The 23,274-nt window shown below is 66.3% G+C and carries 19 protein-coding genes and 2 tRNA genes; 10 read left to right on the top strand and 11 right to left on the bottom strand.

Features of this window, described 5'->3' with window-relative positions:
- Positions 1 to 33: 33 nt before the first annotated feature.
- From CVM50_RS16440 to CVM50_RS16430, 3 genes are all read left to right on the top strand, one after another.
- Positions 34 to 1,113: a DUF1513 domain-containing protein gene (locus tag CVM50_RS16440; RefSeq protein ID WP_085888513.1), complete on the top strand. Its 1,080-nt coding sequence runs from the start codon at positions 34 to 36 to the stop codon at positions 1,111 to 1,113.
- 85 nt (positions 1,114 to 1,198) lie between these two features.
- Positions 1,199 to 1,708, top strand: a complete 510-nt coding sequence (locus CVM50_RS16435; protein WP_085888512.1) for a hypothetical protein — start codon at positions 1,199 to 1,201, stop codon at positions 1,706 to 1,708.
- Between the two features lie 228 nt (positions 1,709 to 1,936).
- Positions 1,937 to 3,166: an aminopeptidase P family protein gene (locus tag CVM50_RS16430; protein WP_085888511.1), complete on the top strand. Its 1,230-nt coding sequence runs from the start codon at positions 1,937 to 1,939 to the stop codon at positions 3,164 to 3,166.
- A gap of 288 nt (positions 3,167 to 3,454) precedes the next feature.
- Here CVM50_RS16430 and CVM50_RS16425 read toward each other — a convergent pair whose 3' ends face one another.
- Both CVM50_RS16425 and CVM50_RS21440 read right to left on the bottom strand, forming a co-directional pair.
- The gene (locus CVM50_RS16425) at positions 3,455 to 4,942 is read right to left on the bottom strand and encodes a patatin-like phospholipase family protein (protein WP_085888510.1); all 1,488 of its coding nucleotides are present in this window, start codon (positions 4,940 to 4,942) and stop codon (positions 3,455 to 3,457) included.
- 21 nt (positions 4,943 to 4,963) lie between these two features.
- Positions 4,964 to 5,185, bottom strand: coding sequence for a sensor histidine kinase (locus CVM50_RS21440; RefSeq protein WP_157792212.1), 222 nt, complete (start codon positions 5,183 to 5,185; stop codon positions 4,964 to 4,966).
- A 782-nt stretch (positions 5,186 to 5,967) separates the two neighbouring features.
- Between CVM50_RS21440 and CVM50_RS16415 the strand changes: the two genes are divergently transcribed.
- Entirely contained in the window at positions 5,968 to 6,678 is a 711-nt protein-coding gene (locus CVM50_RS16415; protein WP_157792211.1) for a hypothetical protein, read from the top strand.
- Positions 6,679 to 6,848: 170 nt separating this feature from the next.
- Here the strand turns inward: CVM50_RS16415 and CVM50_RS16410 are convergent, their stop codons facing one another.
- The 6 genes from CVM50_RS16410 to CVM50_RS16385 all read right to left on the bottom strand — a co-directional run bounded on the left by CVM50_RS16410 (position 6,849) and on the right by CVM50_RS16385 (position 11,068).
- Positions 6,849 to 7,463 (bottom strand): TetR/AcrR family transcriptional regulator, encoded by a 615-nt coding sequence (locus CVM50_RS16410; protein WP_157792210.1) that lies wholly within the window; start codon positions 7,461 to 7,463, stop codon positions 6,849 to 6,851.
- Between the two features lie 497 nt (positions 7,464 to 7,960).
- Entirely contained in the window at positions 7,961 to 8,944 is a 984-nt protein-coding gene (locus CVM50_RS16405) for an NAD(P)H-dependent flavin oxidoreductase (protein ID WP_085888506.1), read from the bottom strand.
- Between the two features lie 148 nt (positions 8,945 to 9,092).
- Positions 9,093 to 10,127 (bottom strand): ABC transporter ATP-binding protein, encoded by a 1,035-nt coding sequence (locus CVM50_RS16400; protein WP_085888505.1) that lies wholly within the window; start codon positions 10,125 to 10,127, stop codon positions 9,093 to 9,095.
- Positions 10,128 to 10,280: 153 nt separating this feature from the next.
- Positions 10,281 to 10,355 (bottom strand) — tRNA-Gly (locus CVM50_RS16395).
- Between the two features lie 39 nt (positions 10,356 to 10,394).
- Positions 10,395 to 10,469, bottom strand: a tRNA-Gly gene (locus tag CVM50_RS16390).
- Between the two features lie 173 nt (positions 10,470 to 10,642).
- Positions 10,643 to 11,068, bottom strand: a complete 426-nt coding sequence (locus CVM50_RS16385; protein WP_085888504.1) for an organic hydroperoxide resistance protein — start codon at positions 11,066 to 11,068, stop codon at positions 10,643 to 10,645.
- A 122-nt stretch (positions 11,069 to 11,190) separates the two neighbouring features.
- On the opposite strand from CVM50_RS16385, the gene CVM50_RS16380 reads away from it, so the two are divergent.
- Complete coding sequence (locus CVM50_RS16380; RefSeq protein WP_085888503.1) at positions 11,191 to 11,718, top strand: MarR family winged helix-turn-helix transcriptional regulator; 528 nt, start codon at positions 11,191 to 11,193, stop codon at positions 11,716 to 11,718.
- On the opposite strand, the gene CVM50_RS16375 is transcribed toward CVM50_RS16380, so the two are convergent.
- Entirely contained in the window at positions 11,709 to 12,359 is a 651-nt protein-coding gene (locus CVM50_RS16375; protein ID WP_085888502.1) for a thermonuclease family protein, read from the bottom strand. The two genes, CVM50_RS16380 and CVM50_RS16375, sit on opposite strands and share 10 nt — an antisense overlap.
- Before the next feature lie 128 nt (positions 12,360 to 12,487).
- Here CVM50_RS16375 and CVM50_RS21755 point away from each other — a divergent pair, with 128 nt between their 5' ends.
- The gene (locus tag CVM50_RS21755) at positions 12,488 to 12,643 is read left to right on the top strand and encodes a hypothetical protein (RefSeq protein ID WP_100148521.1); all 156 of its coding nucleotides are present in this window, start codon (positions 12,488 to 12,490) and stop codon (positions 12,641 to 12,643) included.
- Positions 12,644 to 12,818: 175 nt separating this feature from the next.
- On the opposite strand, the gene CVM50_RS16365 is transcribed toward CVM50_RS21755, so the two are convergent.
- Entirely contained in the window at positions 12,819 to 16,262 is a 3,444-nt protein-coding gene (locus CVM50_RS16365; RefSeq protein WP_085888501.1) for a pyruvate carboxylase, read from the bottom strand.
- 296 nt (positions 16,263 to 16,558) lie between these two features.
- Between CVM50_RS16365 and CVM50_RS16360 the strand changes: the two genes are divergently transcribed.
- Positions 16,559 to 19,096 (top strand): ATP-dependent helicase, encoded by a 2,538-nt coding sequence (locus tag CVM50_RS16360; RefSeq protein WP_085888567.1) that lies wholly within the window; start codon positions 16,559 to 16,561, stop codon positions 19,094 to 19,096.
- 449 nt (positions 19,097 to 19,545) lie between these two features.
- The gene (locus CVM50_RS22000) at positions 19,546 to 19,956 is read left to right on the top strand and encodes a hypothetical protein (protein ID WP_085888499.1); all 411 of its coding nucleotides are present in this window, start codon (positions 19,546 to 19,548) and stop codon (positions 19,954 to 19,956) included.
- Between the two features lie 12 nt (positions 19,957 to 19,968).
- On the opposite strand, the gene CVM50_RS16345 is transcribed toward CVM50_RS22000, so the two are convergent.
- A complete protein-coding gene (locus CVM50_RS16345) occupies positions 19,969 to 20,187 on the bottom strand; it encodes a DUF1127 domain-containing protein (protein WP_085888498.1) in 219 nt (72 codons plus the stop codon).
- 542 nt (positions 20,188 to 20,729) lie between these two features.
- Here CVM50_RS16345 and CVM50_RS16340 point away from each other — a divergent pair.
- Positions 20,730 to 21,839, top strand: coding sequence for an Mrp/NBP35 family ATP-binding protein (locus CVM50_RS16340; RefSeq protein WP_085888497.1), 1,110 nt, complete (start codon positions 20,730 to 20,732; stop codon positions 21,837 to 21,839).
- 881 nt (positions 21,840 to 22,720) lie between these two features.
- Entirely contained in the window at positions 22,721 to 23,272 is a 552-nt protein-coding gene (locus CVM50_RS16335; RefSeq protein WP_085888496.1) for a division/cell wall cluster transcriptional repressor MraZ, read from the top strand.
- The last annotated feature ends 2 nt before the right edge of the window (positions 23,273 to 23,274 follow it).

Raw genomic sequence — 23,274 nt, 5'->3', positions numbered from 1 at the left:
CCGGCGCGGGTCCGCATCCGAACGGAGTTCGCCATGATCCCCCGCCGCGCCTTCCTTGCCGCCATGGCGGCCTCGGCCCTGACCCCACGCCTGAGCTGGGCCGACGCCGGGTCCCCCGCCTTCCTGGCCTTCGCCAAGGAACCGGACGGGCAGCATGCGCTCTTCGGGATCGACGTGATGGGCCACGATGTCTTCCGCGTGCCGATGCCGGGGCGCGGCCACGCGGGCGCGGCGCATCCGGTGGCCCCCGAGGCCGTGGGCTTCGCCCGCCGCCCGGGCACCTTCGCCCGCGTCATCGACTGCGCCAATGGCCGGGTCCTGACCGAGCTTCACAGCCCCGAGGGACGGCATTTCATGGGCCATGGCTCCTTCCTTCAGGGTGGCGATATCCTGGCCACGCTGGAGAATGACTACATTTCCACCCGCGGCAAGATCGGGCTGTGGTCGCGCAGCCAGGGCTACAAGCGCGTGGGCGAGATCGAAACCCACGGCGTCGGCCCGCATGAGGCGCTGCAGATGGCCGATGGCACGCTGGTGGTGGCCAATGGCGGCATCCAGACCGATCCCCGGGTCGAGGACGGGCGGGGCAAGCTGAACCTGCCGACCATGCAGCCGTCGCTGGCCTATATCACGCCGGAGGGGGAGCTGCTGGAGCAGGTATTCCTGGATCCCGATCTGCATCTGAACTCGATCCGCCACCTGGCGATGACGGGTGACGGGCTGGTCGGCTTCGCCATGCAGTGGCAGGGCGACACGATGGACGGGGTGCCCCTGCTGGGGCTGCACCGCCGGGGCTGGGCGGAGGCCAAGCTGGCCGAAGCGCCCCTGGGCGAGCAGCTGGCGATGAATGGCTATGCGGGCTCCGTCGCGCTGTCCGGCGACGGGCGGTATTTCGGCATCACCAGCCCGCGCGGCGGGCGGCTGCATATCTTCGACCATGGTGCCAATTTCGTGGCCGTGCACCGTCGCCCGGACATCTGCGGCCTGGCGGCGGGGCCCGAGGGGTTCCTGGCAACCGACGGGCTGGGCGGCGTCTGGCATGCCACCGCGGAAGAATTCCAGCCCTTCACCCGTGCCGAGCGGGCCTGGGACAACCACGTGGTCACGCTCTAGCCCGGGCGCAGGGGACAAGGGGCAGGGGGCAGTTGATCGTGGCAGGGGCCTCGCCTAACGTGGTGCGACCCCGAGGAGGACGGACATGCCGCCCCGACAGTTTGATGCCCGTTTGCGCTCCTATCTTATGGGTTTTCTGCGTCTCCTGACCCTGGCCGCGCTTCTGGCCTTCAGCCTGAAAGGCGCCGCCATGGCCGATACCTCCGCCCCGATGGGCACAGACCACGCGCTGATGCTGGATTTCTCCGTCGCCCCGGAAAGCGGCCCCTTGAGCTATTTCCTGGTGCCCGACGGCGTTGCCACCTTCTGCGCCGTCTCTGCCGGGCAGGATCCAGCGGCCCGGGCGGAGGCCGATCCGCAGGGGGCGGCCTTCTACGCCCGCCTGACCCCGGCCCCGGTGGGCGAGGCGCACCTGCGCCTCGCGGCCTTCGATGCAAAGGGGGATCTGCTGTTGGAACTGGAAGTCGAGGAGAAGCGCGAGGATGGCATCTGGACCATGCTGTCGGGCGTCGAGGCCGTCTGTGCCGCGCCCGAGAAGGTGTCCGCGCGCTTCTCGATCTTCGAGGGCAAGCTGGTGGCGCTGATCGAACCCTGAGGGCCGCTGGTCTGGACCAGGGCAGAAGCGCGCGCGGGACCGGGGCACGTCACTTTCCGCTTTGCCGAGCGGCCGCTCTTCGGCTAGAAGATCCGCACGGACCCGCGCGCCGATGGCGTCGGCGCGCATTCCCGGTCCGATAGGTTCACCCCTGTCCTGTACGCCCGGACGTTTGCGCCGGGTCGTGGACGTCTCTCCCGCTCCGGCCTCCGGAATGAGGATTGAGACATGGCCGATCTGGCAACCCAACTGAACACCCGCGTCGATACCTTCACCTGCCACAATGGCGACAAGGCCCCGCTGCCATTCTCCGCTGCCGAATACGCCGCGCGCCTGGCACGGCTTCGCGCGATCATGGCCGAGATGGACCTGCCCGTGGTCGTGCTGACCTCGATGCACAACATCGCCTATTACTCGGGCTTCCTCTATTGCTCCTTCGGGCGGCCCTATGCCTGCGTTGTGACGGCCGAGGCCTGCACCACGGTCAGCGCCAATATCGACGCAGGCCAGCCCTGGCGGCGCAGCCATTGCGAGAACGTCATCTACACCGACTGGCAGCGCGACAATTACTGGCGCGCGGTGCGGGACCTGGCGGGCGGCGCGCGCCGGGTGGGGATCGAGGGCGATCACCTGACCCTGGCGCAATCGGCGAAGCTGGCCGAGTTCCTGGGCGCGCCCGAGGTGGTCGATGTGGCCCCCGCCACCATGCAGGCTCGGATGATCAAGTCGGCTGAAGAGATCGCCCTGATCCGCGAAGGCGCCCGCATCGCCGATCTGGGCGGCGCAGCGATCCGTGCCGCGATCCAGGAAGGCGCGCGCGAGATCGACGTGGCCATGGCGGGCCGCGACGCGATGGAGGCCGAGATTGCCCGCGCCCATCCCCACAGCGAGCTGCGCGACACCTGGGTCTGGTTCCAGTCCGGCCTGAACACCGACGGCGCCCATAACCCTGTGACCACCCGGGCGCTGGAAATGGGCGACATCCTGTCACTGAACTGCTTCCCGATGATCTCGGCCTATTACACCGCGCTGGAACGCACCCTGTTCCTGGGCGAGCCCGATGCGGCCAGCCTGAAGATCTGGCAGGCCAACGTGGCGACGCATGAGCTGGGCCTGTCGCTGATCAAGCCGGGCATCAGCTGTGCCCAGATCTGCGATGAGCTGAACCGCTTCCTGGCGGAGGAGGGTCTGCTGCAATACCGCTCCTTCGGCTACGGCCACAGCTTCGGCGTGCTGTCGCACTACTATGGCCGCGAGGCGGGGCTGGAGTTTCGCGAGGATATCGACACGGTGCTGGCGCCGGGCATGGTGGTGTCGATGGAGCCGATGCTGTGGCTGCCCGAGGGGATGCCGGGTGCGGGCGGCTACCGCGAGCATGACATCCTGGTGGTGGGCGAAGATGGCGCCGAGAACATCACCAGGTTCCCCTATGGCCCGGGGTCAAACATCATCGCTTAAGCGAGTGGGCGAAGGGCGGGGATGTTCCCGCCCTTTTCCTTGGGGTCGCCCTTTCCGACCGTCCCTGGCAGGGGTGGCCAGCCCGGACCGCACCCCGTGCCGAGACCGGCTTTGCGAAGAGGGACGCGCCCGACCCTGGGCGGGCGCCTTGAGACCTTTCTCCTATCGATGCATCTCAAAGTCCCGCCGTGCCTCAGGCTGCGCATGACATCGCCGTGCGCCCTCCCGGGGGGAGGGGCGGGCGCGGCCCGGGCTTGCAGCCCGCGCCAAAGGCAAGGCTAGAGCGCGCTATTGCGAGGAGACGGGCGCGATCTGCCTCGCTCCGCCTACAGGGGCGATGCGCCGGGCGGTGCCGGCGTCGATGGCCGACAGCCGGTCTGTGCCATAGCGCGCGGTCGAGGCGAGGAAGCCGTTAACCTCCGGGTTCTGGTGCGTCGTGCGGCGGCCCGCCGAGATCGACAGGTCGACCTCGGCCTCCTCCAGCGCCAGCCGGGTGGGAATCGCGTTCAGTCGGTCCTCCATCTGCCCGCCCAGATCGTCGAAACTGACCATGCCCACGAAGAACTTCAGGTCGCGGCAATCCCAGCCTGCCGCCGAGCCGCGCAGCCGCGCCACCTCGGCCAGGGTCAGGGAACAGCGGTAGTCCACCAGATCCTCCTGCCAGCGGTCCAGTTGCAGGCGCATGGCGTCGAATCCGGTGCGCGAGGCCGCGGTCATCGCCGATTGCACGATGGCTCGCGCCAGCTGCCCGCCGCCCGGGCCATGCATCCGGGTCGTCCAGTCGTTGGGCTGCTCGACGCCCGCATCGGCCACCAGGAACAGCAGCCGCGACAGTTTCAACGCCTCGCGCGCCGAAAGCGGCGCGTGCGGCGCCTCGGCGCGGGCCCGTTCCACCGCCAGGCCAGTGGTGCCGAAGTTGTCGGTGATGCCCCCGTCCAGCAGCTTCACGAACCGCATGTCGGGGTCGGTGGCATAGCTTTCCAGCGCCGCCGCATGGGCGCGCATGGCGCCCGTCGCTTCGGAGTTATAGCGCGCCGCCGTCAGCCAGTCGGGCGCGCGATAGGCGCAATCGCCCTGGTGGCTGTCCACGACGATGGGTGAGAAAACCAGCGGATAGGCCGCCGAGGCCGCCACCGCATCCGAGATCGGGAAGCTGGCCAGGTCGGAACAAAGCGCGTCGAAGGTTTCCGGCGTGAACAGGAAGGTGGTCTGGTTGGCCACGTCGGTGGCATTGACCCAGGTGATGATCGGCGATCGCCGCGCCAGGTCGCCGAAGGTGGCGCCGTGAAACAGCGCCTCGTCGAGGAACCGCCCGAAGGTCTTGCGCCCATTGGCCCCGCCCGAGAGGCCGCGCGCGATGGTCACCGGGTTCAGCGGATTGTTGGCCATGTAGCGTTCGCCGTCCTGCACCAGATAGCCGTCGCGGTAGCCATCCACGCCCTCGGCGCCGTACAGCCCGTAGTAGGCCGCCGTGACCGAGCCGCCCGAGACGCCGGTGACCAGCCGTAGCTCCGACAGGATGCCGTCCGGGTCGCCGGGCCGGGCGGTCATGACGCGCAGCTCTTCCACCACCCCATGGGCGAAGGCCGAGGCGCGCATCCCGCCGCCCGAGAAGGCCAGGCCCACCCACAGCTCTTCGTCCCCGGCAGGGGTGGCCCGGGTGGTTTCGTTCACGCCTTGGTCACGCAGCTGGTTCAGGGGCGGGTTCAGGACGGCGCAGGCCGACAGGGCGAGGGCCAGGGGAAGGGCGGTCAAAAGGCGTGTCTGAAATCGCATGCAGGTCCTGGGGTCGGGGGATCAATCCCGCGACAGCTTAGGCCAGGCGATCTCGATCCGGAAACCCTTTTCGCTTGCCGGCAGGGTGAGTTTGGCGCCGTGGCGGGTGGCAATCGCCCGAACCAGCGCCAGACCCAGGCCGTAGCCAGCCACGTCGCGATTGCGTTCGGCCCGGACGAAGCGGCGGGTGATCTCGGCGCGTTGCGCCTCGGGCAGGCCGGGACCGGTATCGGCGAGGGTCATCACCAGGCGGTCGCCCCGGCGGAGAGGAGCATCGCGATGCTGTCGCCGGGGCGGCAGAACGTCATCGCGTTGTCGAGGAGGTTGGACAGAAGCTGGGCGATCAGGCTGCGTTCCCCCATGGCCGCCGCGGCGCGGGTAGGCGAAAGGCCGGGTGCAGGGGTGGGCCCGGTCAGGGTGAAAAGGGCCAGGTCCCGCGCCCGGTCCTGCCGGAGCAGCGTCGCGCTGCGCCTCTGGCCATCGCCGAACCGCGCGACGATCTACGCCTGCCCCGATCACATGGGTATTGGTGACGAGGATCGGTTTCGTCCCGAAGAGGAAGCTGCTACCGAGAAAGGCAGGTGAGCCCATGTCGGTGTAGAGCTCTGCCGTCGCTGCCAGACCGCGCGCCAGCGCCGCGGCGAGCAGGGCGTCCGGCGCGGTCTCGGCCCGCAGGGTGGCCTGGGGTAGATAGATGCGGGCGAGGGTGGCACCGGGGAGAAGCGCTAGGGCCGTCCCCAGTCCAACCATGACCGGCCAGGCCCATCCCCGCGCGGGGCGACATGCGGGCGCAAAAGGCGCGCGAACAGGCGACGGGGCAGGGGCATCGGCAGTCCTTTCAGGCCTCCGGCAGGGACGGTCCTGTCAATTTGTAGTGCTAACGCCGCGATCCGGGCAGCTCACATGACAAGTTGTGCCATGGGGTCGGATGGTGGCCGTAGGGGCGCCCGCATTCCAGATTTTCGTTGAAATGCCTCCGGGTGGGGGCAATCCTTCGGGCAGCATTTCCGACACGAGATTTTCCCATGCCCGTTTCGCTGCCCCGTTTGCCTGTTTTGCCCCGTCCGTCCGTTCCGCGTCGTGCCCCGCGCCGCTCCGCCATGGCGCTGGCCCTGGCGGCCCTTATTGGCCTGGGGGGCACCCTGCCGGCAGCGGCCCAGAGCGTGATCCGCAACGCCGAGCTGTCGGCGCGGCTGTTCGAGGCGGCGCAGGATCTGCGGGATCCGATGCTGGCGGTGGCGGCGGCCCGGTTGCGCAAGTCGGTGCTGGCCATGCAGGTGCAGCGTCAGCCGGTGAAGGAAGGGCCGTCCGCCGAGGGGATCACCCCGGAACCCCGGCTGCTGTCCTGGCAACGGATGCTGGACGCGGCTTTGGAGATGTCAGGCGGATCCGAGACGATTGCAAAGCTGGCCGACGACGTGAGGTTCGCTGGCACCAAGGGGGTCGCCTCGGGGCAGGTCTATTCGATCACCACGATCTCGGGAAATGGCAAGGATACCTATCCGCCGCTGGAATACATCGGCGGGGACTATGCGGAGGTCTATGTCGAGGCGAAGGATACCGGGGCGGACCTGAACCTGTTCGTGCGCGACGGACTGGGGCGGCTGGTCTGTTCGGATACGGACATAAGCGCCATTGCCTATTGCGGCTGGCGCCCGGCCACCTCCGAGGTCTTTACCGTCGAGGTGGTCAATCGTGGCCCCGCCGCGAGCTCCTATTCGCTGATTACCAACTGATCCCATGGGCCGCGTTCCCGCCCTCCTGTCATGGCAGGGCGGCGGGTCCGGTGGCGATGGCGGGGAAAGGACGAGCGGCGTGGCTGGCGATCGGCTCGGCGTGGGGGCCGCCGGGTGACATGGGGGGGCGACCGGCGGTGAGGAGGGACCCTTGAAGGCCTCTGCCGGGGCTATCGGCTTTCAAGCCCTCGCAGAACCTGGTCGAGGAAGGCCTCAGCTGTGATTTTGGGGTCGGCGCGTCCGCCATGCTGTTCCAGGCTGTAGGCCATGATCCAGTTGATGGCGGCGAAGAGGAACAGGGACGTGCTCTCGGTCTCGACCTCGCGCAGGCGGCCTTCGGCCACGGCCCGGTCGAGAAGGCTCTGGATATGCGCGCGCAGCGTTTCGCGACGTTGCACCAGCTGCTGCTGCATCGAGGCCGGCAGGGCGCGGATGTTGACCAGCGTGGCATAGGTGCCGCCATCCTCGATGACGTGGCGCAGAAAGGCGAGGTAGAAGGTGCGAAACCGATCAAAGGCGCCCGGCCCGGCCTCTTCGGTCTCGGCCTTGGCGCGTTCCCCGGCCTTCAGACTGATCTCGATGCACTCGTAGAGCAGCTCTTCCTTGTTACGGAAGTAGTAGTAGAGCGCCGTCTTGGTCACGCCGATACGGTCGGCGATCTCGTCCAGCGATGTCGCGTGGTAGCCCTTTTCGTTGAAGAGACGGGATGCGACCCGAAGTGCGGCGCGGCGTTTGCGTTCACGCAGTTCCTCGCGCGATGCGATCTCCCCATTCCAATCTGCCATTTGCCCCTCAGTCATTTGTTGGTGTGTGATTCGGGATTCGCACCCGTTTCACGACGAAGCTGTAGACAAACAATATTGCCGATTAATCCGGAGCGACATTGTCGCGCAGGAAACTCTCCAGACTCACGGGTCATTGAACTCGCGTCTAAGAATGCCCTATGCGCTAAGCCGGACGCTGGGCACCGAAAACTCCGGTTCTGAGAAACCGGCGGAGCGACCTGCAATAAAACGCAATATGCCCGCATTCCGGTTGGAGCGGCGGGGACGCGCCATATCGGATTTTATTTTGGCCCTTGCCTACGCTGGGGACGGGTCATGTCGCAAGTGGTCTCTGCCGAGCCGCGTCAGTTTTATTCCCTGCAAGTACCGTGTGTATTGGCGCTAAATCACCCCTCAAGGGGCGTGCAGCCTAGGGATGTGGAAAAGTTACGGGCGCCACCCTGGGGTGCGGGGCGGCGCCTGAACAGATGCTCAATTTCTGGGCGGGTATTCGCCGATCAGCCGCGGGTCCAGCCGAGCTGCGCGGCGAGCCGGTCCTGCGCGGCGAGATACTCGGCCTCCAGACGGTCGACCAGTTTCGCGGTCGGAAGGATCTCCTTCACCGCGCCGATGCCCTGGCCCGAGCCCCAGATCTCCTTCCAGCTTTTCGGCTTGGCGCCGCCGAAATCCATCTTCGACGGGTCCGAGATCTCCAGCGCTTCTGGGTCCATGCCGGCCGCCGCGACGGAGGGCTTCAGGTAGTTGCCCCAGACACCTGTGAAGAGGTTGGAATAGACTATGTCGGAAGCACCGCAGTCGGTGATCATCTGCTTGTAGGCCTCGGCCGCGTTGGCCTCCTCGGTGGCGATGAAGGCGGACCCGGCGTAGCCGCCGTCGGCGCCCATGGCCAGCGCGGCCAGCAGGCTGTCGCCGCGGGCAATGGCGCCCGAGAGGAACAGCGGGCCGTCGAACCAGGCGCGGATTTCCTGAACCAGCGCGAAGGGGGATTGCGCGCCCGCGTGGCCGCCGGCGCCGGCGGCCACGGCGATCAGGCCGTCGGCGCCCTTCTCGATGGCCTTGTGGGCGAAACGGTCGTTGATGACGTCGTGCAGCACGATGCCGCCGCCGGCGTGGGCGGCCTCGTTGACCTCGGGCCGGGCTCCCAGCGAGGTGATCCAGACCGGCACCTTGTGCTTCATGCAGATTTCCACGTCCCGCTCCAGCCGGACGTTCGACTTGTGCACGATCTGGTTCACCGCGTAGGGCGCCGCCGGGGTATCGGGGTTGTCTTGGTTATGCCGGTCCAGCTCTTCGTTGATCCGGGTCAGCCAGCGTTCCAGCTCGATCGGCTCGCCCGCCTTCTCGCGCGCATTCAGCGCCGGGAAGGAGCCGACGATGCCGGCCTTGCACTGGGCGATCACCAGATCGGGGTTGGAAATGATGAAAAGCGGGCTGCCGATCAGCGGCAGACGCAGGTTGGAGAGCGCTTGGGGCAGGCTCATGGGTTCCTCCCGGGTGTTTTCCTCGGCTTCAGAGGTGGCACGCGGCAGGCCGGGTGTCACCTCTGTCGCTGCGTCACGGGGGGGCGTCGGGACCCGGTAGCGCCGGCAAGGATTGGAAGGGGCTCTCTGGCCGGGGGCAAGGTCTGCGTCAGGCCATCGCCCAGACCGGGCCGGCGCGCAGGCTGACGGCCTCGCCGCGCTGCAAGGGGCGCGCGCAGGTGAAGGGCAGGGGCTCGGCCAGTCCCGGCACCTCGGCCAGTGCCTCCCAGTGGCCGCCGCGATAGGTCACGCGCGAGACGGTGCCGCGCAGTGCCCCGGGGCTGCCGGGGTCCGTCCGGCTCAGATCGGCGGGGCGGATCACCACGCGGCCCGGGCCCTGCCGGTGGCGCGCGGCCTCGGTCAGCGGCACCTGCGCGGGACCAAGATCGGCCAGGCCATCGGCGAACCGCGCCTGCAGCACGGCGGATTGCCCGATGAAACGCGCCACATGTTCGCTGGCAGGCCGGTCATGGACCTCCTCGGGCGTGCCTTCCTGGGCGAAACGGCCGTTTTCCATGACGGCGATCCGCGTGGCCAGTGCCATCGCTTCGCGCTGGTCATGGGTGATGTAGATGATCGTCGCGCCCGATGCGGCGTGGAAGGCGGCCAGTTCCTCTTCCATCCGCGTGCGCAGATGCGGGTCGAGGTTGGCCAGAGGTTCATCCATCAGGACGATCCTGGCCCCGCTGGCCAGGCAGCGGGCCAGGGCGACGCGCTGGCGCTGCCCGCCCGACAGTTCGGCCGGCTTTCTCGTGGCGTAGGGGGTCAGGGAGACGGTCTGCAGGTGCGTCTGTGCGGCCTCGCGGGCGCGGACCCGGGGCATGCCGTCGCATTCCAGCGGAAAGGAGACATTGCCGGTCACATCCATGTGGGGCCAGAGGGCATAGGTCTGGAACACCACGGCGACATCGCGATCCTCGGGGGGCACGTGGATGCCGGCGCCGGAGGCCGTGGCGCCGCCCAGGCGAATCTCTCCGCCGTCGAGAGGCTCCAGGCCGGCGATCAGGCGCAGCAGGGTGGACTTGCCGCAGCCGGAGGGACCGAGCACGGTGAAGAAGGCGCCCTCGGGAATCTCGACAGAGATCCCGTCGACGGCCGTTTCCGTGCCGAACCTCTTTACTGCATCGGTGATGCTGACCGCCATGACCGCCCCTCTTTTGACCGGCGGTTTAGTATGTGATGCGTATCAAGTTAAGAGCAAGCAGTGTGAAGCTTTTGCGACGTAACAGGGGCGCAGGCGACGTGAGGCCATGCCGTCGGCCCCGAAGGGCGATGATCTGTCATGAAGTGGGAAAGTTGGAGCGGGCGAGGCGATTCGAACGCCCGACCCTTACCTTGGCAAGGTAATGCTCTACCCCTGAGCTACGCCCGCATCCGGTTCGACAGGTGGGTTCCTGTCTGGGGTCCAAAATGGAGCGGGCGAGGCGATTCGAACGCCCGACCCTTACCTTGGCAAGGTAATGCTCTACCCCTGAGCTACGCCCGCTTCCTTTTGGTGAGGCACGATGTACAAAGACGGCCCGGCGGCTGCAAGAGGAAAATTCGGGCTTTTCGCGGAAATTTTCCGATGCGCGTCTGGCCTCAGGGGCGGCTGGTCCGGCGCCCGGGTGATGGGCCAGGACGCGGTGGCGTCCCGGCCTTGGCTGCAAGGCGTGCCGCTTAGGCGCGGCCCACGGTCACGTCGATATTGCCCCGGGTGGCATGGCTGTAGGGGCAGACCTCATGGGCGGCGCTGATCAGCTGATCCGCCGTGTCGGCCTCCAGACCGGGCAGATCGACGGTGATCGCCACCTGCAGGGCGAACCCGTCATCGGCGCGCTTGCCGATGGACACCTCTGCTTTGGTCGTCGCGTTGTCGGGCACCTTGATCTTCTGCCCGCGCGCGACCGCTTTCAGCGCCGAGAGGAAACAGGCGGCGTAGCCTGCGGCGAACATCTGTTCGGGGTTGGTGCCGTCGCCACCGGCACCACCCAGTTCCTTCGGGGTGACCAGGGCGACCGACAGGGCGCCATCGGCAGATTCGGCACGCCCTTCGCGACCGCCGGTTGCGGTGGCGCTGGTGGTGTAAAGCGGGGTGATAGACATGAGGAACTCCTTTAAGGTCGAATGCGATTATATCGTGTGCGATATACTTAAGGCCCCTAGTCCCGCTGGCAAGGCCTTGGCCCGCACTTGCGATAAAATCGCCCGCGATCTATCTCGGAAACATGACGCAGGCCCCCGATCCCTCCGCGCCGTTGCCCGGCGCCGCCGCAACGGAGCCCGACGCGCCCCTGGCTGCGACGGAGGCCCTGCTGTGTTTCAACCTCTACGCCGCCAGCCATGCCTTCATCCGGCTTTACGCGCCCTACCTGGAGCGGTTGTCGCTGACCTACCCGCAATTTCTGGTCCTGCTGCTGCTGCATGAGAAGGACGGGCAGGGAGTGGGCGAGATCGGCCGGGCGCTGTCGATGGAGACTAACACCCTGTCGCCGCTGCTGAAACGGATGCAGGGGGCAGGGTTGCTGGATCGGGTGCGGTCGCAGGCGGATGAACGGCGGGTGGAGATCCGACTGACAGAGGTCGGGCGGACCCGCGCGACCGAGGCGGCAGAGGTGCCGGGCTGCATCGCCCGCGACGGCGGTATGACCGAAGAGAGATATCACCAGAGCCTCGCGACCCTGCGCGCGTTGCGACGCGAGATCGCGGAGACCGAGGCGCGGGCCCAGTCTCGGGTCGAAGGCGATCAGCGGTAGGGCGCGCGCCAGCCGGCGGCCAAGGCCTCGGCCTCGCTGCAGAACCAGCGTTCGCCCCTGGCGGTGTCGATCCGCGTCCGGTCATAGTGGGCGGAATAGGGGGTGTGGTAGATGCGCTGGCCCTTGCCATTGATGTTGCCTTTGATTGGACAATCGGCGCGCGGGGTGCTGGCCGCGGTCTGTTGCCAGCGCCCGGCGCGATAGTCCCAGGGCATCACCGGCGTGCCCCGCGCCCAGAGGCCGCGCCCCTCGATCCGGGCCACCTTTTCCTGGTCGATATAGGTCAGGCCATAGCGGCGGAAGGCGACAGCCTGGCCGGCCAGCACCATCTCGGCGCCCAGATCACGACCGTCGACGGAGCAACGAGCCAGCAGGCGGTCATAGGCATCCATCTCATCCCCCTGGCAAGTGACCTGCTGCCCCGCGGTCAGTCGTTTCAGAAAGGCGGTGGCCTCTGTACCGCAGGGGGCGCCATGGCAGTCCTGCCCGGTTTCCGGCGCGTCGATGTCCAGCAGGCGCACGACCTGGCCGCGCAGCTCCAGCGTGTCGCCATCGATGATCCGCGCGGGGCCCCGCACCTCTCGCGCCAGGGCCGAGACCGGCAGGACGAGGCAGAACAACAGCAGGAGAGGCAGACGCATTGGGGGAGGTCCAAGTGTTAACGAAGGTTAACGCAAGACCTAGTGCCGAAGGGCCGAGGTGAGCAAGCGCTTGCCGGAGCCGTGGTAAAGAGGCATGAGCAGCGACAGCATGGGCCAAGGAGACAGCCATGGATTATTCGAAGATGGGCGCGGCCAGGCCGCACAAGGGTGTGCCGCGTCACACCGAGAAGGGCCAGGATCGCGCCGTCGGGCAGAAGGGGCGTCCGTCGAAGGCCGATCTTCTGGCGCGGATGAAGAAGGCCGCGGCGCGCAAGGAGGGCTGAGGCCTGGCAGGAGCGGTGATCGGGGCAGGAGCTCTGCCGCCGCCGCCAGATCCGCGCCCCCGGGATTGAAGGAATAAGGGCGCCTCGCGGGGCGCCCTTTTTCATATCCGAAAGCTGGAAATACTCCGGGGGAGGCGCCCGAAGGGCGGCGGGGGCAGCGCCCCCTGCCGTCCCCTCACTCCTCGTATTCCACCAGCAGGTCCTTGGCGTCGATCTGCGCGCCCGGGGTGACATGCACGGCCTTGATCGTGCCGTCGCGGTCGGCGTGCAGGCCGGTTTCCATCTTCATCGCCTCGATGGTCAGGATCAGGTCGCCCTGCTTGACCGCCTGGCCTGCGTTGACCCCGATGGAGGCCACGACGCCCGGCATCGGCGCGGCCACATGGGCAGCGTTCGTCGGGTCCGCCTTGGGCCGCGCCGCCGCGCCGCCGGTGGCGGAGCGGTCGGCCACGCGGATCACGCGGGGCTGGCCGTTCAGCTCGAAGAAGACCCGTGCCTCGCCGTCCTCATGGGTTTCGCCCACGGCCTGCAGCCGGATCTCCAGCGTCTTGCCCGGGTCGATTTCCGCCGAGATCTCCTCACCCTGTTCCATGCCGTAGAAGAAGGTCTTCGTGGGCAGGGTGCGGACGGGGCCGTAGAGCTCGTGGCGCGTGGCGTAGTCGAGGAAGACTTTGGGGTACATCAGGTAGGAATTGACGTCCTCGTCGTCGATCTCCCGCCCGCCGAGCTTTTCGGAGATTTCGCGGCGCACCGCCTCGAAATCGACGGGGGGCAGATGGGCGCCGGGGCGTTCCGTATTGGGCGCCTCGCCCTTCAGGATCTTGGCCACCAGCGCGGGCGGGAAGCCGCCCGGGGGCTGGCCCAGGTTGCCGCGCATCATGTCGATCACGCTGTCGGGGAAGGAAATTTCGCGATCCGGGTCCTCGACCTCCTCGCGGGTCAGGCCCTGGCTGACCATCATCAGGGCCATGTCGCCCACCACCTTGGACGAGGGCGTGACCTTCACGATGTCGCCGAACATCTGGTTCACTTGGGCATAGGTGTGCGCCACCTCGTGCCAGCGTTCTTCCAGCCCCATCGACCGGGCCTGTGCCTTCAGATTGGTGAACTGGCCGCCGGGCATTTCGTGCAGGTAGACCTCCGATGCGGGGGCCTGCATGCCGGATTCGAAGGCCACGTATTGCGCCCGCACTGCTTCCCAGTAATCCGACATCTGGCGGATCTGCTCGATGTCCAGCCCGGTGTCGCGGTCGGTGAACATCAGCGCCTCGACGATCGAGCCGAGCGTCGGCTGCGAGGTATTGCCCGAGAAGCTGTCCATCGCCGCATCGGCGGCATCCACGCCGGCCTCGGCGGCGGCCAGGATGGTGGCGCCCGCGATGCCCGAGGTGTCATGGGTGTGGAAGTGGATCGGGATCTGGATCTCGTCCTTCAGCGCCTTGAACAGCACCCGCGCCGCGGAGGGTTTCAGCAGGCCCGCCATGTCCTTCACACCCAGCACATGGGCGCCGGCGGCCTCCAGCTCCTTCGCCATGGCGACGTAGTATTTCAGGTCATACTTCGCCCGGTCGGGGTTCAGGATGTCGCCGGTGTAGCAGACGGTGCCTTCGCAGATCTTGCCGGTGTCGATCACCGCGTCCATGGCGACGCGCATGTTTTCCACCCAGTTCAGGCTGTCGAAGACGCGGAAGACGTCCATGCCGGTCTCGGCGGCCTGTTTCACGAAGGATTGCACCACGTTGTCGGGGTAGTTGGTGTAGCCCACGCCGTTGGACCCGCGCAGCAGCATCTGGGTCAGGATATTGGGGCAGGCGGCCCGGATGTCGCGCAGCCGCTGCCAAGGATCTTCCTGCAGGAAACGGAAAGCAACGTCGAAGGTGGCACCGCCCCAGCATTCCAGGCTGAACAGCTGGCTGAGGTTCGAGGCATAGCTGGGCGCGGCGCGGATCATGTCGACCGAGCGCATGCGGGTGGCCAGCAGCGACTGGTGGCCGTCGCGCATGGTCGTGTCGGTGATCAGCAGCGGCTCATGCGCCAGCATCCAATCCGCCACGGCCTTCGGGCCCTTCTCGTCCAGCAGGGTCTTCGAACCGGGGGGCACCTCCGGCCCGGCGGGCGGCGGGCTGGGCAGCTTGAACCCCTCGGGCAGGCCGGCGCGTCCCTTGGTTTCCGGGTGCCCGTTCACCGTCACGTCGGCGATGTAGGTCAGCACCTTGGTGCCCCGGTCGGCAGGGGTGCGGAAGTCGAACAGCTCCGGCGTCGTGTCGATGAACTTCGTTGTGTATTGGTTGTTGAGGAAGGTCGGGTGCTTCAGCAGGTTCTGCACGAAGGCGATGTTGGTGGAAACGCCCCGGATGCGGAATTCGCGCAGGGCTCGGTCCATCCGCGCGATGGCCTTCTCGGGCGTCTGGGCGCTGGCCGTCACCTTCACCAGCAGGCTGTCGTAGTAACGGGTGATGACCCCGCCTGCGTAGGCCGTGCCGCCGTCCAGGCGGATGCCCATCCCGGTGGCGGAGCGATAGGCGCTGATGCGGCCATAGTCGGGGATGAAGTTGTTCTGCGGATCTTCGGTGGTAATCCGGGTCTGCAGGGCGTGGCCGGTCAGGCGCACGTCGTACTGGCTGGCCTTGCCGGTGGCCTCCGACAGGCTCTTGCCCTCGGCGATCATGATCTGCGCCTGCACGATGTCGATACCGGTCACTTCCTCGGTGACGGTATGTTCCACCTGCACGCGGGGGTTCACCTCGATGAAGTAGAAGGCGCCGGTGTCCATATCCATCAGGAATTCGACCGTGCCGGCGCATTCGTAATTCACATGTGCACAGATCTTGCGGCCCAGCTCGCAGATCTCCTCGCGCTGCGCCTCGCTGAGGTACGGGGCGGGGGCGCGTTCCACGACCTTCTGGTTACGGCGCTGCACCGAACAGTCACGTTCGTAGAGGTGGTAGATATGCCCCTGCTGGTCGCCTAGGATCTGCACCTCGACGTGGCGGGCGCGGGTGATCATCTTCTCCAGGTAGCCCTCGCCATTGCCGAAGGCGGCCTCGGCCTCGCGCCGGCCTTCCAGCACCTTTTCCTTCAGTTCCTCGGGGCCGTTGATCGGACGCATGCCGCGCCCGCCGCCGCCCCAGCTGGCCTTCAGCATCAGGGGATAGCCGATCTCGCCCGCCTCTTTCTCGATGGCGTCGAAATCGTCGCCCAGCACTTCGGTCGCGGGAATCACCGGCACGCCGGCGGCGACGGCCACCTTGCGCGCGCTGGCCTTGTCGCCAAGCGCCCGCATGGTTTCGGCCCGGGGTCCGATGAAGGTGATGCCGGCGGCGACACAGGCGTCGACAAACTCAGGGTTCTCCGACAGCAGTCCGTAGCCCGGGTGGATCGCATCGGCGCCGGACATCTTGGCGACGCGGATGATCTCCTCGATCGACAGGTAGGCGGCGACAGGGCCCAGGCCTTCCCCGATCTTGTAGGCCTCGTCCGCCTTGAAGCGATGTAGCCCCAGCTTGTCCTCCTCGGCATAGATGGCGACGGTTTTCTTGCCCATCTCATTTGCCGCACGCATGATCCGGATGGCGATTTCGCCCCGGTTCGCGATGAGAATTTTCTGGAATTCGGCCATGTCTGCTCCTCGTCTGCAGGCTAGGGTCGCGGCGCGGGCGCCGTCCTTTCCGACAGCAAACGCGATGCCGCAACGCAGCGCAAGTCTGGAAGTAATTTGCGTGAACAATTATCCCGTCTGGCGAATAGCTTGATTGCGCAAACACTCAGCCGGAGTGGCCTTTGCTGTTCCGGGCGCTGTGACGGACCTTGGCGCAGCCATGCGTCTGGCGCCGTGGCCGGATGCGCACGAAAAGCACAGGAACAGAGTGGGAACGTCTCTTTTCCTCAGTGCCGCTTTTCGTTATTCTGGCGCGCATGAGCAGTTATTCCGAAGACGACGCTTTCGAAGCGGCCGCCGCCCCCGCACGTGGATCCCTCAGCCAGCAGGCGATGGCGGGGATGCGCAGCACGGCCTATCTGGACGACCTGAACCCGGCGCAGCGCGAGGCGGTGGAAACGCTGGACGGCCCCGTCCTGATGCTGGCCGGTGCCGGCACGGGCAAGACCAAGGCCCTGATGGCGCGCGTGGCGCATCTGATCACGACTGGGCGCGCACGACCGGACGAGATCTTGGCGGTGACCTTCACCAACAAGGCAGCCAAGGAGATGAAAACTCGACTTGCAGTCACGCCCTACGACGTCAACGCTCCACTGCCTTGGATGGGAACCTTCCATGCGATCTGCGTTAAGCTACTGAGACGCCACGCAGAGCTGATCTCGGAGAAAGCCCTGGCTGCGCAACCTAAGACACAACCGCACCCAAACGCGGTGTTGGAAGACATAGGCGCAAACGAGCGAGTAGGTTGGGGGGGCGGGCTACACCTCAAATCGAATTTCACAATTCTTGATAGCGATGATCAACAGCGCCTGCTCAAACAACTGATCACGGCCGCCGGCATTGACGAGAAACGTTGGACAGCGAGGCAGCTTGCAGGTCTCATCGACCACTGGAAAAACCGCTGCTGGACACCTGGGAAAGTGCCCGCAGCCGAAGCCGCCTCATTCAACAACATCGGAACCGAACTCTACGAACAATATCAGCGCCGCCTACTAGAGCTGAACGCCGTCGATTTCGGTGACCTTATTGTCCACATGGTCACCATCTTCCAGGCCCATCCCGACCTGCTGGCCCAGTACCAGCGGTGGTTCAAGTACATCCTGGTCGACGAATACCAGGATACCAACGTGGCACAGTACATGTGGCTGCGCCTGCTGGCCGGCGGGCACAAGAACATCTGCTGCGTGGGGGACGACGACCAGTCGATCTATGGCTGGCGCGGCGCCGAAGTGGGCAATATCCTGCGGTTCGAAAAGGATTTTCCGGGCGCCAAGGTGGTCCGTCTGGAACAGAACTATCGCTCCACCCCGCATATCCTGGCCGCCGCGACCTCGGTGATTTCCGGCAACGAGAATCGGCTGGGCAAGACGCTCTGGACCCAGGCGGAGGAGGGCGAGAAGCTGCGCCTGATCGGCCACTGGGACGGGGACGAGGAAGCCCGCTGGATCGGGGACGAGATCGAGGCACTGGAAAAGGGCACGCGGGGCCTGCGCCCCTATTCCGCGGACGACATGGCGATTCTCGTGCGCGCCTCGCACCAGATGCGCGCTTTCGAGGATCGATTCCTGACCATCGGTCTGCCGTACAAGGTGATCGGCGGCCCGCGATTCTATGAACGGCTCGAGATTCGCGATGCCATGGGCTATTTCCGCCTGGTGACATCGCCCGCCGATGACCTGGCGTTCGAGCGCATCGTCAATACCCCCAAGCGGGGCTTGGGCGACAAGGCCCGGCAGAAGATCCAGATGGTGGCGCGCGCAAACGGCACCTCGCTGCTGGATGGGGCGCGAATCCTGCTGCAGGACAAGGGACTGACCGGCAAGGGCGCGGCGCAGCTGTCGCTGTTCATCGACCAGATCGACCGCTGGCACGAGGTGGCGCGGCTGCATGCCACCGCCACGACCCTGGCGGACGAGGATGACGTGGTGATGGACGACGACCGCCCGCAGGCGCCGTTTTCCCATGTCGAGCTGGCCGAACAGATCCTGGACGAGTCGGGCTACACGGAGATGTGGCAGAACGACAAGACTCCTGAGGCGCCAGGACGGCTGGAAAACCTCAAGGAACTGGTCAGCCAGCTGGACAATTTCGACAACCTTCAGGGGTTCCTCGAACATGTCAGCCTGGTGATGGACAATGAGCAGTCGGGGGACGAGCCCAAGGTCTCGATCATGACCCTTCACGCCGCCAAGGGGCTGGAATTCCCGGTGATCTTCCTGCCGGGCTGGGAAGACGGGCTGTTCCCCTCGCAGCGCTCCATGGACGAATCGGGCCTCAAGGGCCTGGAGGAAGAACGCCGCCTGGCCTATGTCGGCATCACCCGCGCCGAGGAACTCTGCACGATCTCCTTTGCCGGCAACAGGCGGGTCTTCGGGCAATGGCAAAGCCAGCTGCCCTCGCGCTTCATCGACGAGTTGTCCGAGGAGGACGTGGAGGTGCTGACGCCGCCGGGCCTTTACGGCGGCGGCTATGGCGCGGCCTCGGGCGGATCGGTGCAATCTGGCATGGAAAGCCGCATGGCGGAGACCAATGTCTACAACTCCCCCGGCTGGCGCCGGATGCAGGCGCGTGCCTCTGACCGCCCGGTCAGCCAGCCGCGCGAAACCCGCGGCTCGGTCATCGACATGACGGCGGCCTCGGCCCACACGGTGGGCGAACGGGTCTTCCACCAGAAATTCGGCTATGGCGAGATCCTGGGCGTCGAGGGCGACAAGCTCGAGATCGCCTTCGACAAGGCCGGGGTGAAGAAGGTCGTGGCGAAATTCGTCACCAACCCGGACGACGTGCCCTTCTGAGGGCGCCTGGCCACATCCCGTGGCCACCCCGCTCTGATGTCCCCCGAAAGGACGCCGCAGCCGCAGCCCGGCTGTAGGGTGGCCTACTTTTGCCAAGAGCAGTTGGACCGCCCGATCCCGTGCGGCCCGATGCCCCCGTATTTCGCTGCCCCCTGCTTCACCTTGTCGGAAATACTCACGGAGCTGACCTGCGCCCCGGAGAACACCCGTTGGATGGTGCCAGCGAAGAAGGGCAGCGCCCCGTCCGCGTTTCTCATGTCCTGAAAAAGAAAAACGGCGGCGCTCAGGGAGGAGGAGAGAGCGCCGCCGTCATTCAACGCGGACCCAGGGAGGAGGAGAGGGGCCGCGTATGGGGGGCCAAGCGTCCGGCGGGAGCAGGGAGGAGGAGAGCTCCCGCCGGTCTTGGCATCACCGCTCAGGGAGGAGGAGAGAGCGGCGAAAGACTCGGGATGGACCTTTCGGAACGTCCCCTATGTAGGTCCGGAGATGCCAGGGAGGAGGAGAGGCATCTCCGGGAACAACGCGCGCCCAGGGAGGAGGAGAGGGCGGCGTATGTCTGGGGAAGGACCTTCCGGAACGTCCCCTATGTGGGTCCGGAGATGCCAGGGAGGAGGAGAGGCATCTCCGGAATACAACGATCGCTCAGGGAGGAGGAGAGAGCGACCGTATCTGCGGTCAGTGTCCGGCGGGAGCAGGGAGGAGGAGAGCTCCCGCCGGTCCTGACATCACCACCCAGGGAGGAGGAGAGGGTGGCGAACTGTTGGAGCGTTCAGCTCCGATGTAGGTGCGGCGGTGCCAGGGAGGAGGAGAGGCACCGCCGCCAGTCTCAGTGGCCCAGGGAGGAGGAGAGGGCCGACTGATCCCAAGTGTCGTTACGCCGAGGCGCCGTAAGCTTCCTCGTAGGCGACCGACTTGATCATCGAACGGTGCAGACCCAGGTCCGACAGCTCACGGTTGGTGAGAGCGGACAGCTCGGAGATGCTGCGCCGGTACTTGGAGTAGCGGGCGTAACGGGTCGCGACCGACCCCAGGATCCGGGAGATGCCTTGCTGGGGGGCCAGAGCGGCCGGAGATTGCGTTGCGTATGCCATCTTACTCATCCTTCACGTAACGAACTCGACAACGTTGAAACGGTCGAAACTGGTATTGCGGGTCTGGGTCCGGTCGGTGGCGCCTGGTGTTGGCGCTAACGTTCCGGCTTGCCTCGCCGCTGCTGTTGGAACCTTATTTGCGCATTTGCTGCGGATGCACAATGACCCGTTCTACAACGCCGCTATGCAGCAAGCGCATAAGCATTGATGACCTAAAGTTACGTGGTCCCTGTTGCCCGATTTCTGGGCGGAATGTGAAGGTAGTCCCAGTAAAACAAGCCTGCGCGTCGTGACGCCACGTCGCGCAACATGTTTGCATGAAAATGAAGTGCCTGAGTCAGCTTCGGCTTTTGCGCTGATTTTCCCAGTCGGCATCGAGGGCGCCCCAAACCGCTTTGGTTGCCGCGGATGCTGCGATGCAGAAAGTCTGTGCGCCGCGGCGCAATCGGTTGCGGGGCCTCAAGGGGCCACGCCCCCTTGTTCCGGGCGCCAAAATGCGCACCTTGGCCCAAAGCCCGCCGTTGGCCAGAAGGAGTACCCCCGTGACCGTGACCCGTGACCAGATTCTGGACGAACTGAAACGCCTGACCCTGCCCGACGGGGGCAACCTCGTCAGTCGGGACATGGTGCGCGCGCTGTCCGTCGACGGCCCCCAGGTGCGCTTCGTCATCGAGGCCCCCGATCCCGCCACCGCCCGCAAGATGGAGGCGATCCGCGCCGCCGCCGAGGAACTGGTGCAGGCGCTGCCCGGGGTGGAGAAGGCCAGTGCCGCACTGACCGCCCATGAGGGCAAGCCCACGGGCGCCCCGCGCGGCGCTCAGGCGGCGCCGGCCGGTGGTGACAGTGCCCCCAGCCTGAAGATCGGTGGCCACCCGAAGCCCCAGACCGCGCCGATGAAGCCGGCGGGCATCAAGCATGTCCTGGCCATCGGCTCCGGCAAGGGTGGGGTGGGCAAGTCCACTGTCTCGTCGAACCTCGCCGTGGCCCTGGCGAAACAGGGCAAGAAGGTGGGGCTGCTGGATGCCGACATCTATGGCCCCTCGCAGCCGCGCATGATGGGCGCCACCAAACGGCCCGCCTCGCCCGACGGCCAGACGATCGAGCCGCTGACCGCCCATGGCGTCACGCTGATGTCGATCGGGCTTATGCTGGATGAGACGAAGGCCGTGGTCTGGCGGGGGCCGATGCTCATGGGCGCCCTGCAGCAGATGATGACCCAGGTGAAATGGGGCGAGCTGGACGTGCTGCTGATCGACCTCCCGCCGGGCACGGGCGACGTGCAGCTGACGCTGGGCCAGCGCTCTGCCCTGGACGGGGCGATCATCGTCTCGACCCCGCAGGATGTGGCGCTGCTGGATGCGCGCAAGGCCATCGACATGTTCCAGACCCTGAAGGTGCCGCTGGTCGGCATGATCGAGAACATGGCGTCTTACATCTGTCCCGAATGCGGGCATGAGGCGCATCCCTTCGGTCATGGTGGCGTCGCCGCCGAGGCCGCGAAGCTGGGCGTGCCCCTGCTGGGCGCGCTGCCGCTGGACCTGGAGACGCGGCTGGCTGGGGATGCCGGCACGCCGATTGCCCTGGGCGACGACAAGCAGGCGGCGGCCTATGCCGCCCTGGCAAACCGACTGATCGAAGATGGCTTGGCCTGATCCGTCGGCTGGTGCCCGATCCGTCAGGTGAGGCCACGTCTTCCCGGACCCCCGACGCCGCTGTGCCGGGGGTCTTTTGCTGCCCGTTCTTGATGGCTCCGGCCGGCGCGCGTTCCTGGTGGCTCTTGGTCGGGGGAGGGCATGGGACATTCCCATGGGATCGCCCGGCACAGACCATGGGATCCCACTGCACCGGGTCATGGGATAGCCGGGCACTGGCCGTGGGATCGGATGGGTCAGGGCGTGGGATGGGCCGCCACCGGCGGTTTTGACCGTCCCTCACGAACCAATCGCGTTCCGCTCGCAGCGAATCACCCCGACGTGACCGTGGAATAGGGTGGGCTGACATGGGATTCACCCTGCCTTTACCTCGATTTCTCCCTGTCGGTGGTCTGGCATGGGACATTCCGGCACGCGCGGGGCGGGCCTGCCGGGACTACCATATCTGGTATTTCCGCCCCCGATGTTCCGCTAATTGAGCTCTCCTGGCGGGTCCGGTGCCCCAAGATCTTGTTTCGCGAAGGCCTCACGGACTAGATTTTCCCATGAAATCCCGCAAAAACCATTTGCGTTCCATGAAATCCCGTGACAACCATGGCGACAGATGAGGACGGGAACACATAGGGGCCCAAGAGGCGCAAGACCTCCCAAGATGTCCCAAGGCAGTGAGTAGTACAGGCCCCGCCTTCATCACACATAACCAGAGATCCGGCGCGCGGGGCGAGCAGACATCCCCCCAGGTGGCCGCGCGCAGTCGGACTACCCGGAAACGGGACGAGGGCGGCGGATAGGGCAGTGGCAGCAGTCCTATCCGCCGTTTTCCGTTTCAGGGAATCGCATCTGGAGAATCAGGTCAAGGGGGACAGGGGACGAGTGGAACCTTGAGCGAAAAAAGGTTCACGGGTGAGGAGGAGTTCAAGGTGGACTCCAAGGGTCGGGTCTCCATCCCGGCCAAGTTCCGTGCCGTGCTCGAATCCCAGGACAGCGAATACGCCCCCGGCAAGACCGCCCGCATGTATGCCGTCTTCGGCGGCCACCTCGACAATCACGTGGAATGCTACTCGGCCGAGACCATGTCCGAGACGGTCGAGATGATCCTGCGCCTGCCGCAGTCGAAGCCGCGTACCAAGCTGATGCGCCGCTGGTACATCTCCCAGTCCACCGAATTTGCCATCGACGACACGGGCCGCATCGTCCTGCCCGCCAAGCTGCGCGAGAAGATCGGCGTTGGGGCGGGTGAAACCGTGCTGTTCGCCGGCGTCGGCAAGACGTTCCAGATCTGGCGGCCCGAGGCCTACGACGCCATGGTCGAGGAGCAGGAGGCCCTGCTGGACGACGAGGACGAAGATTTCGATCCCGAGGCGCTGCTGGATGACCTGCGCGCCGAGGCCCAGGCGCGCCCGCATCTCTCTGTTGTCCCGACGGAGGAGTGAGA

The organism is Pseudooceanicola marinus, from assembly GCF_002786295.1.
GTDB classification, from domain to species: Bacteria; Pseudomonadota; Alphaproteobacteria; order Rhodobacterales; family Rhodobacteraceae; genus Pseudooceanicola; species Pseudooceanicola marinus.
This window is presented reverse-complemented; position numbering and strand designations above follow the sequence as displayed.

Coding starts and splice junctions, on each gene's coding strand:
- CVM50_RS16440 (WP_085888513.1), top strand. CDS start 34: ATGATCCCCCGCCGCGCCTTCCTTGCCGCCATGGCGGCCTCGGCCCTG.
- CVM50_RS16435 (WP_085888512.1), top strand. CDS start 1,199: ATGCCGCCCCGACAGTTTGATGCCCGTTTGCGCTCCTATCTTATGGGT.
- CVM50_RS16430 (WP_085888511.1), top strand. CDS start 1,937: ATGGCCGATCTGGCAACCCAACTGAACACCCGCGTCGATACCTTCACC.
- CVM50_RS16425 (WP_085888510.1), bottom strand. CDS start 4,942: ATGCGATTTCAGACACGCCTTTTGACCGCCCTTCCCCTGGCCCTCGCC.
- CVM50_RS21440 (WP_157792212.1), bottom strand. CDS start 5,185: ATGACCCTCGCCGATACCGGTCCCGGCCTGCCCGAGGCGCAACGCGCC.
- CVM50_RS16415 (WP_157792211.1), top strand. CDS start 5,968: ATGCCCGTTTCGCTGCCCCGTTTGCCTGTTTTGCCCCGTCCGTCCGTT.
- CVM50_RS16410 (WP_157792210.1), bottom strand. CDS start 7,463: ATGGCAGATTGGAATGGGGAGATCGCATCGCGCGAGGAACTGCGTGAA.
- CVM50_RS16405 (WP_085888506.1), bottom strand. CDS start 8,944: ATGAGCCTGCCCCAAGCGCTCTCCAACCTGCGTCTGCCGCTGATCGGC.
- CVM50_RS16400 (WP_085888505.1), bottom strand. CDS start 10,127: ATGGCGGTCAGCATCACCGATGCAGTAAAGAGGTTCGGCACGGAAACG.
- CVM50_RS16385 (WP_085888504.1), bottom strand. CDS start 11,068: ATGTCTATCACCCCGCTTTACACCACCAGCGCCACCGCAACCGGCGGT.
- CVM50_RS16380 (WP_085888503.1), top strand. CDS start 11,191: ATGACGCAGGCCCCCGATCCCTCCGCGCCGTTGCCCGGCGCCGCCGCA.
- CVM50_RS16375 (WP_085888502.1), bottom strand. CDS start 12,359: ATGCGTCTGCCTCTCCTGCTGTTGTTCTGCCTCGTCCTGCCGGTCTCG.
- CVM50_RS21755 (WP_100148521.1), top strand. CDS start 12,488: ATGGATTATTCGAAGATGGGCGCGGCCAGGCCGCACAAGGGTGTGCCG.
- CVM50_RS16365 (WP_085888501.1), bottom strand. CDS start 16,262: ATGGCCGAATTCCAGAAAATTCTCATCGCGAACCGGGGCGAAATCGCC.
- CVM50_RS16360 (WP_085888567.1), top strand. CDS start 16,559: ATGAGCAGTTATTCCGAAGACGACGCTTTCGAAGCGGCCGCCGCCCCC.
- CVM50_RS22000 (WP_085888499.1), top strand. CDS start 19,546: ATGGACCTTTCGGAACGTCCCCTATGTAGGTCCGGAGATGCCAGGGAG.
- CVM50_RS16345 (WP_085888498.1), bottom strand. CDS start 20,187: ATGGCATACGCAACGCAATCTCCGGCCGCTCTGGCCCCCCAGCAAGGC.